This is a genomic window from Streptomyces sp. NBC_01707, from assembly GCF_041438805.1.
Lineage (GTDB): Bacteria > Actinomycetota > Actinomycetes > Streptomycetales > Streptomycetaceae > Streptomyces.
On sequence record NZ_CP109190.1, the window covers coordinates 6,324,300 to 6,336,746 of the forward strand.

General features: G+C 70.7%; 12 protein-coding genes. 9 read left to right on the forward strand and 3 right to left on the reverse strand.

Annotated elements, in window-relative coordinates; genetic code table 11:
• Positions 1-48: 48 nt before the first annotated feature.
• The gene (locus tag OG963_RS28405) at positions 49-528 is read right to left on the reverse strand and encodes a heme-degrading domain-containing protein (protein ID WP_030923248.1); all 480 of its coding nucleotides are present in this window, start codon (positions 526-528) and stop codon (positions 49-51) included.
• Positions 525-1,679, reverse strand: a complete 1,155-nt coding sequence (locus tag OG963_RS28410; RefSeq protein WP_093776894.1) for a Gfo/Idh/MocA family oxidoreductase — start codon at positions 1,677-1,679, stop codon at positions 525-527. The genes OG963_RS28405 and OG963_RS28410 overlap by 4 nt, the downstream gene beginning before the upstream one ends.
• 56 nt (positions 1,680-1,735) lie before the next feature.
• Here OG963_RS28410 and OG963_RS28415 point away from each other — a divergent pair, with 56 nt between their 5' ends.
• The 9 genes from OG963_RS28415 (at position 1,736) to OG963_RS28455 (ending at position 11,148) form a co-directional block, all read left to right on the forward strand.
• Positions 1,736-2,968: an ROK family protein gene (locus tag OG963_RS28415; protein WP_371799599.1), complete on the forward strand. Its 1,233-nt coding sequence runs from the start codon at positions 1,736-1,738 to the stop codon at positions 2,966-2,968.
• Positions 2,969-3,147: 179 nt separating this feature from the next.
• Complete coding sequence (locus OG963_RS28420; RefSeq protein WP_371799600.1) at positions 3,148-4,377, forward strand: hypothetical protein; 1,230 nt, start codon at positions 3,148-3,150, stop codon at positions 4,375-4,377.
• Between the two features lie 54 nt (positions 4,378-4,431).
• Positions 4,432-5,196, forward strand: a complete 765-nt coding sequence (locus tag OG963_RS28425; RefSeq protein ID WP_093777033.1) for a GntR family transcriptional regulator — start codon at positions 4,432-4,434, stop codon at positions 5,194-5,196.
• 132 nt (positions 5,197-5,328) lie between these two features.
• Complete coding sequence (locus OG963_RS28430; protein WP_362275211.1) at positions 5,329-6,453, forward strand: TIGR03364 family FAD-dependent oxidoreductase; 1,125 nt, start codon at positions 5,329-5,331, stop codon at positions 6,451-6,453.
• A 77-nt stretch (positions 6,454-6,530) separates the two neighbouring features.
• Positions 6,531-7,211 (forward strand): phosphonatase-like hydrolase, encoded by a 681-nt coding sequence (locus tag OG963_RS28435; RefSeq protein WP_319325184.1) that lies wholly within the window; start codon positions 6,531-6,533, stop codon positions 7,209-7,211.
• Complete coding sequence (locus OG963_RS28440; protein ID WP_093776900.1) at positions 7,208-8,317, forward strand: ABC transporter ATP-binding protein; 1,110 nt, start codon at positions 7,208-7,210, stop codon at positions 8,315-8,317. Before OG963_RS28435 ends, OG963_RS28440 begins: the two co-directional genes overlap by 4 nt.
• Positions 8,310-9,263: a 2-aminoethylphosphonate ABC transporter permease subunit gene (locus OG963_RS28445; protein WP_093776902.1), complete on the forward strand. Its 954-nt coding sequence runs from the start codon at positions 8,310-8,312 to the stop codon at positions 9,261-9,263. Before OG963_RS28440 ends, OG963_RS28445 begins: the two co-directional genes overlap by 8 nt.
• The gene (locus OG963_RS28450) at positions 9,250-10,047 is read left to right on the forward strand and encodes an ABC transporter permease (protein ID WP_093776903.1); all 798 of its coding nucleotides are present in this window, start codon (positions 9,250-9,252) and stop codon (positions 10,045-10,047) included. Before OG963_RS28445 ends, OG963_RS28450 begins: the two co-directional genes overlap by 14 nt.
• 39 nt (positions 10,048-10,086) lie before the next feature.
• Entirely contained in the window at positions 10,087-11,148 is a 1,062-nt protein-coding gene (locus OG963_RS28455) for a 2-aminoethylphosphonate ABC transporter substrate-binding protein (protein ID WP_030923270.1), read from the forward strand.
• A gap of 176 nt (positions 11,149-11,324) precedes the next feature.
• Here OG963_RS28455 and OG963_RS28460 read toward each other — a convergent pair whose 3' ends face one another.
• Positions 11,325-12,104 (reverse strand): HAD-IIA family hydrolase, encoded by a 780-nt coding sequence (locus OG963_RS28460; protein ID WP_030923286.1) that lies wholly within the window; start codon positions 12,102-12,104, stop codon positions 11,325-11,327.
• Positions 12,105-12,447 lie beyond the last annotated feature (343 nt).

Below are 12,447 nucleotides of genomic sequence, written 5' to 3' on the forward strand. Positions count from 1 at the left end.
TCGGAGGGGTGGGGCGCTGATGGTGCAGCGACCCACCCCTCCGGTGTGTCATCCGGCGATCGTGGTGGCGAACTGTTCCAGCGCCTCGACGACCAGCGCGTGGTCGTCCGCCTGCGGGAGACCCGAGACCGTGACCGAGCCGATCACGCCCGCTCCCTCGACCGCGATCGGGAACGAACCGCCGTGCGCGGCGTACAGGTCCGGGTCCAGCCGCGAGGAGTCCTCGAAGGTCGTCCCCTTCGCCCGGAACCGGGTCCCGACCAGGTACGAGCTCTCGCCGTAGCGCTCGACCACTCTGCGCTTGCGGTCGATCCAGGCGTCGTTGTCCGCGCTCGAACCGGGCAGCGCGGCATGGAACAGCTGCTGGGCGCCGCGCCGGATGTCGATCGCGACCGGCGCGTGCCGCCTCCGGGCCATGGAGACGAGCAGGCCGCCGAGTGCGTACGCGTCGTCGTAGCCGAAATGCGGCAGAGTCAGTCGGCGCTCCTGCGCGATGAGCTCGGAGATGGTCGGAGCGGTGGGGTTCATGCGGTCTGCTCCTCGGAAGCAGTGGGCAGGGTCACGGTGACGCCTTCGCGGGCCGAGCGGCGGGCGGCCTCGAGGACGTCCAGAGCCGCGGCGGCCTGCAGGGCCGTCACCGGATTGTCGCCCTTGCCGCGCACCGCGTCGGCGACCGCCGCGTAGTACGCCGGGTAGTCGCCCGGCAGGGTACGGACCGGGACGCCACCACCGGTCAGCGGCGACTCGCCCGCACCGATCCGGCCCCACAGCGCCTCGGGCTCCTCGCCCCAGCCGGGAGCCGCGGCGGACGGACGGTGGCCCTCGCGCAGGTCGGCCTCCTGCGGGTCCAGCCCGTACTTCACGTAACCGGCCTTCGAACCGAGGACCCGGAAGCGCGGGCCGAGCTGCGCGGTCGTGGCGCTGACGTACAGATGCGAGCGGACCCCGTTCGCATGGGTGATCGCCAGGAACGTGTCGTCGTCGGTGGCGGCGCCGGGGCGGCGCGCGTCGGACTCCGCGTACACCTGGACGGCCGGGCCGAACAGCACGAGCGCCTGGTCGACGACATGGCTGCCCAGGTCGTACAGCAGCCCGCCGATCTCCTGAGGGTCGCCGGACTCGCGCCAGCCGCCCTTCAGCTGCGGACGCCACCGCTCGAAACGGGACTCGAAGCGCTGTACGTCGCCGAGCTCGCCGTCCTCGATCAGCCGGGCGAGCGTCAGGAAGTCGTTGTCCCAGCGGCGGTTCTGGAAGACCGAGAGCAACAGGCCGCGCGACTCGGCCAGCGCGGCGAGCGCGCGCGCCTCGGCGGCCGTACCGGCGATCGGCTTGTCCACGACGACCGGCAGACCGGCGTCGAGCGCGGCGGTCGCGATCGGGACATGGGTCCTGTTGGGGGAGGCGATCACGATCAGGTCGAGCGCGTCCGGGCCGCCCGCGCGGGCCCACAGCTCGTCGGGCGAAGCGGCGAACGAGACGTCGGGGAACTCGGCACGGGCCTGCGCCCGCCGCTCCTCGTTCGACGTGACGACCGTGTCGAGGACGAGGCCCTCGGTCGCGGCGATCAGCGGGGCGTGGAAGACGGAGCCCGCCAGGCCGTAGCCGACGAGTCCGACGCGAAGGGGGGCCTCGTGCGCGTGCGTCTGCCGCTGCGGCTCGGGAGTCGTGATGCCAGTCATGCAATCCACTTAAGCAACGCTGTTGCCAAAGTGCAAGCGAGAGAGACAATGGGGCTGTGAACAGGAGTAATGCGGGGGCGAACCTGCCGACACTGCGCAGCCACAACGCGGCGCTCGTGCTGGACCTGCTGCGTGTCGCGGGCGAGCGCGGGATCAGCCGCCTGGAGCTGGCGGAGCGGACGGGGCTCACGCCGCAGGCCGTCAGCAAGATCACCGCCCGGCTGCGGGCGGAGGGCCTGGCGACGGAGGCCGGCCACCGCGCGTCCACGGGCGGCAAGCCGCGGACGGTGCTGAGGCTGGTCCCCGACGCGGGTCACGCGGTGGGGCTGCACCTGGACCGCGACGAGCTGACGGTGGTCCTGGTCGACCTGGCCGGGGCGGTCGTCGCGAGCCGCAGGATACCGCTGGACTTCGGAGCGCCGGCGGGGGAAGTCGTCGCGGTGGCCGCGGGCGAGGTGGGGGCGGTGCTGGGCGGACCGGTGGGGGAGGACGCCGAGGCGGAATCTCCCCGGTCGCACCCCTTCCCGGAACCGGGGGCAGGCTCCGGGATCTCCACGGCGTCCGGCCGCGGCGGCGGGGGCGCGGGCGGGACCACCGCTCCCGCGGGTGGCGCGCGGACCGTCCTCGGGATCGGTGTGGCCGTGCCCGGGCCCTTGGACCATCGAGGGGGCGTGCTCCATCGCGTCACCGGATTTCCGCAGTGGGACGGCTATCCGCTCCAGGACGCCCTCGCCGCTCGTACCGGGTTGCCCGTCGTCGTCGACAAGGACACCAATGCCGCCGCCCTGGGGCTGGCCCTGCGGGCCGACGGTCCGGGCGACTTCGCGTATCTGCATCTCGGGACCGGGCTCGGCGCCGGACTGTTCCTCGGCGGGGCGTTGCACCGCGGGGCCCGTACCGGTGCCGGGGAGTTCGGGCATCAGACCGTGGCGCTGGACGGGCCGCCGTGCAGTTGCGGCGGGCGTGGCTGCATCGAGGCGCTCTGTCTCGCCGCCGTCGCCGACGGCGATGTCCCCGAGGCCGCGCGCGTGCTCGGGACCGGTGCCGCCAACCTCGTCGGGCTGCTCGACATCGACCGGGTGGTGCTGGGCGGCCGTACCGTCGGCGCGGATCCGGATGCGTACGTACGGGGGGTCCGCGCCGTCATCGAGGAGCGGGCGCGGCGTGACGGCACCGGTGCGGCGGTACCGCTCGTCACCACCGCCGGTACCGGCCGGCCGGTCGCCGAGGGGGCCGCGCAGCTGGTCCTCGCCCCGTTGTTCGGCCGTGTCGGCGGCGGTGGCGCATAGCGCCGTCGGAGCGGAAGGGGTGTGGGCCGGTCGAGGGGTCGAGGGCGGCCGACCGGGTGGCCCTTCGGCATGTCGACGCCCGGCGGCTCGCGCGCGCGTGACAGCGTCGCCGCCTACCGCCGGTGAACTCCGGGCACGGGGCGATCCGGCCGTTCGCAAGCAGCGAAGGGTGTCCCCCCATGTCCCCCCAACCGCCCCCGGAACCCACCCCTGAACAGTCTCCGGAGCCGTCCCCGCTCCGGCCGTCCTCACCGCTTCCTCCCGCGACGCGGCCACGTCGTGGACTCGCCCTCGGACTGGCCGCGGCGAGCGTGGTCCCCGCCGTCGTCCTCGGCGGCCCGTCCGCCGCCGCCACCCCGGTCCCGGCGCTCTCCGTCACCGCCGACCAGCAGCCCACCTGCGGCACACCGACGGCGGGCGACTTCCCGATCGCGACCCGGATCCACGGCGGCCCGCAGAGGTATGCCTCCGGCGGCGGCTACGGCACCTGGTTCCTGGATCTGACCAATACGACTTCCGAGTCCTGCCGGTCCATCCACCCGGTCCTGGTCCTCACCGACGAGGACCGGAAGCTGACCTCCGACCAGATCCAGCTGGAGTTCGCCGATCAGGCCCAACCCGACGTCGAGCACCGGGTCGCCTGGGAGACGACCGACCGCGATGAGCACATCGGTGTCTTCGGCGGTGACGGCGCCGACGACTTCGACGGCTTCACGGTCCCCGCGGGCCGCACCGTCACCGTCGAGGTCCGGATGGCGTTCACCTCCGACACCGGCTCCGGGCGGATCACCGTCAACGCGGCGATCGTCCAGCGGCAGCGCGGGGCGAGTCCCGGCAGCAGCAAGGCACAACCGAAGGACGACGGGGACTGGGTCGGTGAGTCCGGCGACTATGTCTTCAGCGTCGTCGAGGACAGTGGCGGCAGCGACAGGGACACCGGCGGGGTCGGTGAGACCGACGAGTACGGCGACACGGACGGGTACGGAGACGCCGACGGGTACGGAGAGACCGACGGGTACGGCGACACCGGTGATTTCGGCGAGACCGGTGATTTCGGCGAGACCGGTGACGTGGGAGGCGCCGGCGATGTGACGGGGAGCGGGGACCCCGGCCGGGACACCGCTCGCGACGGAACCGGAACCGGCCCGCGGGACGACACCACCGGAGCGGTCGGCGGCACCGGTGACATCGGCGGCGTCGACGGCGGAGGTGCCGGTGATACGCCGACCCCGCCGGACTCTGGACGCGTCCCGGACTCCGGGCAGGCCCCGCAGGACAGTCCGGAGCTCGCCATGACGGGCCAGGCGTCGACCGTCCCCTGGCTGTCGCTCCTCACCGCCGGATCCCTGCTGCTCGGCGGCGCCGCCGTCCTCGCATGGTCCCGGCGGCTGCGCCACTCCCGTCGTTGACCTGCGGCGCCGCACCGTTCACCGGTGTTCATGTCCGTCTGCCACCATCGGGGCGTGGACTACCTGCTCGACCAGGCACCTGGCGCACCGATCCGCTCCGGCATTCCGGAGCACGGCCGTATCCCCAAGTACTACGCCGTGAAGGCCCATGTCTCGCTCCTCATCGAGGAGTTGGGCGAGGGCGGCATGCTGCCCACCGAGCGCGACCTCGCCGTCCGCTACGAAGTCTCGCGCGAGACCGTGCGTCAGGCGCTGCGTGAACTCCTGCTGGAGGGCCGGCTCGCGCGTCGGGGCCGCGGCACCGTCGTCGCGGGTCCCAAGCTGGAGCAGCCGCTCTCCCTCGCCAGCTATACGGAGGGTGTGCGCCGCCAGGGGCGGACCCCGGGCCGCCATCTCATCGGTCTGGAAAAGTTCCCCTGCCCCGCCGCGCTCGCCTCCGAGACCGGCGTCGGGCAGGGCGAACCGGTCTGGCACCTGGAGCGCGTCCTGCTCGCCGACGACGACCGGGTCGGTCTGGAGAGCACCTATGTCTCCGTCGCCCGCGTACCGGATCTGGACACCGAGTTCGACCCCGACTCCTCCTTCTACGCCTACCTCCACGACCGGCTCGGCATCTCGTTCGGTGATGCGGACGAGCGGATCGAGACGGTGCTCGCCACCCCGCGCGAGGCCCTGCTGATCGGTACGCCGCCCGCGCTGCCCATGCTGCTGCTCCACCGGATCTCGCGGGACGCGAGCGGGCAGCCGCTGGAGCGCGTACGCACCCTCTTCCGCGGCGACCGGTTCTCCTTCACCGCGCACCTGGGCGCGCGGGGCTGACACCGCGGATCGGCAACCGACTTGCCTGGATAACGACAAGGTAACGGGTCTAGGCCAACTTTGAGGCCCAGTTCACCCTCCCGTTGCCGCATCGATCCGAACGGGCCACCCACCCCGAGGAGCGTTGCCGCCGTGAGAGTCATCGTCGTAGGAGCCGGCGTGGTGGGAACCATGCACGCCTGGCACGCAGTGAACCGCGGCCACGAGGTCGTACAGATCGAGCGCGAGAGCGAGGCGCGCGGAGCATCGCTCCGCAATTTCGGACAGATCTGGGTCAGCGGCAGGGCCGGTGGCGAAGAGCTGGAGACCGCGCTCCGTGCCCGCGAGTTGTGGGAGGGCATCGGGGAGCAGGTCCCCGGCCTGGGCTTCCGGCCCTGCGGTTCGCTGACCCCGCTCCGCACCGAGCTGGAGATCGCCGTCGCCGAGGCCGCCGTGGCCCGCCCCGACGCCGCGGCCCGCGGCTACAAGCTGCTCACGGCCGACGAGGCCCGCGCCGTCAACCCCGCGCTCCGAGGCGACTTCGTCGCCGCGCTGTGGTGTGAACGGGACGCCGCCGTCGAGCCGCGAACCGCCCAACTGGCTTTGAAAAAGGAACTGTTGTCGTCGGGCCGGTACACCTTCCTCGGCGGCCGTGAGGTCCGCGAGGTGGTGGGTGGGGCCTCCGTGCGCGACGACCACGGTGACGTGCACACCGGCGACGCCGTCGTGCTGTGCACCGGCGCCTGGCTCGGCGGCCTCGTCCGCGAGCTGGCCGGCCCCGATCTTCCGGTGCGCCGCGTCCGCCTCCAGATGATGCAGACCGACCCGCTCGGCGAAACGCTCACCACATCCGTCGCCGACGCCGACAGTTTCCGCTACTACCCGGCGTACCGGAGCGAGGCGCTCGACGCCCTCGACGCCGGACAGCCACAGGCGCCGACCGCGGCCGAGCACAGGATGCAGCTGCTCATGGTGCAGCGCCGAGGCGGCGGACTGACCATCGGCGACACCCACGAGTACGAGCACCCGTTCTCCTTCGACGTCGTCGAGGAGCCGTACGAGCACCTCACCCGCGTCGTCGAGTCCTTCCTCGGCCGCCCGTTGCCGAGAATCCGGCACCGCTGGGCAGGGGTCTATGCCCAGTGCACCGACACCGGCCGCGTCGTCCACCGCCAGCAGGTGCGGGACGGCGTCTGGCTCGTCACCGGGCCGGGCGGCCGCGGTATGACCTGCTCGCCCGCCATCGCCGAGACGACCGCAGACGAACTGGGCTGGTGAAGAAGTTGAGCAACTCGCAGAAGAACGACGAGAAGAACGACCAGAAGAACGACCGGACGAACGAGCGGAGGAGCAGGCTGAAGCTGATCGTCCTCGACATGGCCGGGACCACCGTCGCCGACGGCGGCCTCGTCGAGCAGGCATTCGGCGCCGCCGCGCAGCGCCTCGGCGTGGAGCCCGGCTCCGCCGACCACGCGGAGAAGCTCGACTACGTGCGCGCCACCATGGGCGAGTCCAAGATCTCCGTCTTCCGCCACCTCTTCGGCGACGAGGACCGGGCCCAGCAGGCCAACCTCGCGTTCGAGGAGGCATACGGGGAACTGGTCGCCGGCGGCCGCATCGCGCCGGTGCCCGGCGCCCGCGAGGCCATCGAGCGGCTCACGGGAGAAGGCCGGACCGTGGTCCTCTCCACCGGCTTCGCCCGCACCACCCAGGACGCGATCCTCGCCGCGCTCGGCTGGCAGGACCTGGTCGCGCTGACCCTCTGCCCCGCCGACGCGGGCGGCCGCGGCCGCCCTTACCCGGACATGGTCCTCGCCGCCTTCCTGCGCACCGGGGCGGTGGACGGCGTCCAGCAGATCGTGGTCGCGGGGGACACCTCGTACGACATGCTCAGCGGCGTACGCTCCGGGGCCGGGATCGTCGCCGGGGTGCTGACCGGCGCACACGACAAGGACCAGCTGGCACGCAACGGGGCCACGCACGTGCTCGGTTCGGTGGCCGAGCTGCCTGACCTGATCGCCCGGGCGGAAGCATGACCGGCACATCCGCACCCGCGGCCGTCGGTCGGACCACGCAAGCCGGCGGGATCCGTTTCGACGCAGTCAGCGTCGTGTACGGCAAAAACACCGTCCTCGACCGGTTCGACCTGACCGTCGAACCCGGCGAGGTCATGGCGCTGCTCGGTCCCTCCGGATCCGGCAAGACCACCGCCCTGCGCGCCGTCGCCGGCTTCGTCCGGCCCGCCTCCGGGCGGGTCTGGCTGGGCGACCGCGATGTCACCGGGCTGCCGCCGCACAAGCGCGGCATCGGCATGGTCGTCCAGCAGTACGCGCTGTTCCCGCACATGCGGGTCCAGGACAACGTCGCCTTCGGCCTCAAGGCCCGCAAGGTCGCGAAGGCCGAGATCCCCGCACGGGTCGCCGAAGCCCTCGAACTCGTCGGCATGGCCGCGTACGCCAAGCGCTACCCGCGCGAACTGTCCGGCGGTCAGCAGCAGCGCGTCGCCATCGCCCGCGCGCTCGCCGTCCGCCCCGGCGTACTGCTGCTCGACGAGCCGCTCTCCGCGCTCGACGCCCGGCTGCGCTCCGGGATGCTCGCCGAACTGGCACGCCTGCACCGGGAGTTGCCGGACGTCTCCATCCTGTACGTCACCCATGACCAGGTCGAGGCGCTGACCCTCGCCGACCGGATCGCGGTCATGGACAAGGCGCGCCTGCAGGACTGCGGCACCCCGCAGGAGCTGTACCGCCGCCCGCGTACGGAGTTCACCGCGTCGTTCGTCGGCAACGCCAACCTGCTGCCGGTCACCGTCGCCGGGACCGCGGGCACCGTGGAGTTCGCCGGGCGCAGGCTCGACGTACCGACCGGCGAGGCGGCCGGCGGCGTCACGGCCACCCTCTGCGTCCGTCCCCACCTGGTCGGACTCGGCGACGGGCCCAACGCGCTGACCGGTGCCCTCGCCGAGGTCCAGTGGCGCGGCTCCACGCATCGGCTCTACGTCGACGTCGACGGCCACCGGATCAAGGCCGACCTTCGCGAACTGCGCGACACTCCGGCGCTCGGCGACCGGGTCACCCTGCACTTCGCCGCCGAGGACGCGGTGCTGCTGCCCGCGGGGGCGACAGGGGTGAACGATGGATAGCACCGGGGTCCGCCTCAAGCCCGTTGATCCCGCACCGGGGTCGGTGCCCACCCATCCCCAAGGTCTCGACTCCGCTCGACCAGGGGAGGCGCCGTCCGCCCCTGCGGAACGTACGCCCATCAAGGTGCGCACCGCCCGGTTCGGGTGGGTGGTACCGCCCGTCGCCGTTCTCGCCCTGGTCTTCCTCTATCCGCTGGTCCTCGTCGTCCAGCAGTCCGTCAGCCCGGACGAGGGCGGCACCTCGCTCGCCCCGTACGGCGACGTCTTCGCCTCCGCGTCGTTCCGCTCGGCGCTGACCACCACCGTCTGGCTCGCCGTAGGCTCGACCGCCGGCTGTCTGGTGCTGGGCCTCGTCCTCGCCCTGGTGATCGCCTTCGTGCCGTTCCCCGGCGGCAGGGCGGTCGCCAGGTTCATCGACGTCTTCCTCTCCTTCCCGTCCTTCCTGATCACCCTCGCCCTGCTGTTCATCTACGGCACCGTGGGCATGGCCAACGGCGTCTGGACGGATGTCACCGGCGCGGCGGACGGGCCCTTCCACTTCCTCACCACGCCGTGGGGCGTCCTCCTCGCGGAGATCACGTACTTCACCCCGTTCGTGATGCGGCCGCTGCTCGCCGCGTTCTCGCAACTCGACACCGGGCAGCTGGAGGTCGCCTCCTCGCTGGGCGCGAAGCCGGCCCGGATCGTGCGGCAGGTGATCCTCCCCGAAGCGCTGCCGGCGCTCGCCGCGGGCGGCTCCCTCGTCCTCGTGATGTGCCTCAACGAGTTCGGGATCGTGCTGTTCACCGGGGCGAAAGGGGTCACGACCCTGCCGATGCTCGTCTACAGCAAGGCGATCCTGGAGTCCGACTACCCCGCCGCCTGTGCCGTCGCCGTCGTCAACATCGCGATCTCGGTGGGTCTCTACAGCCTGTATCGGATGGTGAGCCGCCGTGTTGGTGCATAGCCGTGCCGGGAAGTGGGCCACCTGGGCCGTCTTCCTCCTGCTCTTCGTCCCCCTGTTCGCGCTCCCCCTGCTGGTGATCGTCGCCGCGTCGTTCACGACCAACTGGTCCGGCGCCTTCCCCTCGGGCCCGACCACCGAGCACTATCGGGCAGCCACCAGCGGCGATTCCCTCCAGGCCCTCACCACCAGCCTGATCACCGCCGTCGGCGCCAGCCTGCTCGCCCTCACCATCGGCTCCTGGGCCGCGCTCGCAGCAGCCACGCTGCGACGGCGGGGCAAGAGGTTCCTGGACGGGCTGTTCATGCTGCCGGTCGCCGTACCGTCCGTCGTCGTCGGCCTCGCCGTGCTCGTCGCGTTCAGCAAGCCGCCGATGCTGCTCAACGGCACGCGCTGGATCGTGATTCTGGCGCACACCGTTCTTGTCACGGCGTTCGCCTACCAGTCGGTCTCGGCCGCGACACTGCGTCTGGATCCGATGTACGAGCAGGCGGCGGCCAGTCTCGGCGCCCGCCCCTCGTACGTCCTGTGGCGGATCAAGCTGCCACTCCTGCTGCCCTCCCTCACGGCGGCCGCAGGGCTCTGCTTCGCCCTGTCCATGGGTGAGTTGAGCGCCACGATGATGCTCTACCCGCCCGACTGGACACCGCTCCCGGTGCAGATCTTCGCGGCCACCGACCGTGGCTCGCTCTTCACCGGCGCCGCCGTGGCCGTGGTCCTCATGGGCACGACGCTGCTGGTCCTGCTCGCGGTCTCCCGCATCCGCACCAGAGCCTCGTACCGCTGACACCCCGTACCGAACCCACTTCCAGGAGATACGACTCCCATGCGCAAGAGCCACCTCAAGCCGCTGGCCGCCGTCACCGGCGCGCTCGCCCTCGCCGCCACCCTCTCCGCCTGCGGCGGTTCCTCGGCCGCCTCCGACGAGAAGATCGTCACCGTCTACAGCGCGGACGGGCTCAAGGGCGAGAACGGCGACGGCTGGTACGACAAGGTCTTCAAGGACTTCGAGAAGAAGACCGGCATCAAGGTCGAGTACGTGGAGGGCGGCTCCGGCGAGATGGTGCAGCGCGCCGCCCGCGAGAAGTCCAACACCCAGGCCGATGTGCTGGTCACGCTCCCGCCGTTCATCCAGCAGGCCGACTCCAAGGGCCTCCTGACGGCGTACGAACCGGCCGGCTCCGACCAGGTCGACGGCGCCGACAAGGCGTCCGACTCCAAGTGGACCTCGGTCGTCAACAACTACTTCGGCTTCGTCTACAACAAGAAGGAACTGAAGACCGCGCCCACCACCTGGGACGAGCTCACCGACGGGAAGTACAAGGAGAAGATCCAGTACTCCACCCCCGGAGTCGCCGGTGACGGAACGGCCGTACTCATCAAGGCCATGCACGACTTCGGCGGCAAGGAGCCGGCGATGGAGTACCTGAAGAAGCTCCAGGCCAACAACGTCGGGCCGTCCGCCTCCACCGGCAAGCTCGCCCCCAAGGTCGACAAGGGCGAACTGTCCGTCGCCAACGGTGACGTCCAGATGAACTTCGCGCAGTCCAAGGACATGCCGAACCTCGGCATCTGGTTCCCGGCGAAGGCCGGCTCCGAGCCCACCACGTTCGCCCTGCCCTACGCGGCCGGACTGGTCAGCAAGGCCCCGCACAGCGCCAACGGCAAGAAGCTGCTCGACTTCATGCTCTCCGAGCAGGCCCAGAAGGACGTCAGCGAGGTCGGCGGCGGCTTCTCCGCCCGCAAGGACATCGAGGCCACCGACGCCAACGCCATCGCGCTCAGCAAGCTGATGAACGGGGTGGAGGTCTTCGAGCCGGACTGGTCGGACATAGGCGCCAACCTGGACGGTTACGTGGACGCCTGGAAGACGGCCACCGGCAGCTGACTGCGGGGACCGGCACGGGCCCACCGGCCGGGCACCCTAAAATCGGGGATGTCGGCGCTGCACAACGCGGTGCCGCCGGCGTCCCCGCACACGGGCCAGGAACGCGCAAAGAACGTTCTTGACGTCTCACTCCGGCTGTCTGACACTCCGCTGCGGGGGGAGTGCCAGACCACCACTCAGACGAGGTCGACGAGGTCCGCGATCGAGTCCACAACCTTGGTCGGCCGGTACGGGTAGCGCTCGATCTCGTCCCTGTTCGTCAGCCCGGTGAGAACCAGGAACGTTTCCATCCCGGCCTCCAGCCCGGCCAGCACATCCGTGTCCATCCGGTCGCCGATCATCGCGGAGGTCTCGGAGTGGGCACCCAAAGTGTTCAGCGCACTGCGCATCATGAGCGGGTTGGGCTTGCCGACGAAGTACGGCTCCTTGCCGGTCGCCTTCGTGATCAACGCAGCGACGGAACCGGTGGCGGGTAGTGCCCCCTCGGGTGAAGGCCCGGTGTTGTCGGGGTTGGTGGCGATGAAGCGGGCACCGTTGTTTATCAACCGGATGGCCTTAGTCAGCGCCTCGAACGAATAAGTCCGCGTCTCACCCAAGATCACGAAATCGGGCTCGGTGTCGGTGAGCACGTACCCGGCTTCATGCAAGGCGGTGGTCAGCCCCGCCTCACCGATGACGTAGGCAGTGCCGCCAGGGTGCTGGTTGTCCAAGAACTTGGCGGTAGCCAGGGCCGAGGTCCAGATGTTCTCGACCGGCACTTCGAGGCCGATGCGGTTGAGCCGCATATGTAGGTCTCGGGCTGTGTAGATCGAGTTGTTCGTCAGAACGAGGAACGGCTTGCCCGAATCACGGAGCTTCTTGATGAAGGCGTCCGCGCCGGGGATCGGCACGCCTTCGTGCATCAGCACCCCGTCCATGTCGGTGAGCCACGATTCGATGGGCTTGTGATCTGTCATGGGTGCGGCTCCTGCCATACGACGACTCACGGGATGACCATGCTATTCACTCCTTGCATTCAGAGCCTGAACGTCTCGTAGCCCGGACCGGTCGCAGGGTGAAACGTCGCCTTTGTTCGTAGGGTTCCCTATACATCAGTAAGTAGCGATTCATTCAGAGATCACCTACAGTGCGGGTTTGGTCATACGGAGTCACCCGCTCCGACTCGCAGGGGAACTTCTTCCCGGACGCCGGCTCGGCCAAGAGGGCCGCCGAGCCGAACGCGGGCGAGTGCTCGAACACCGAGCCGTGGATGGTCCCGTTCCGGCCGGAGTGCAGTACACAGTGACGGCCGATACGAGA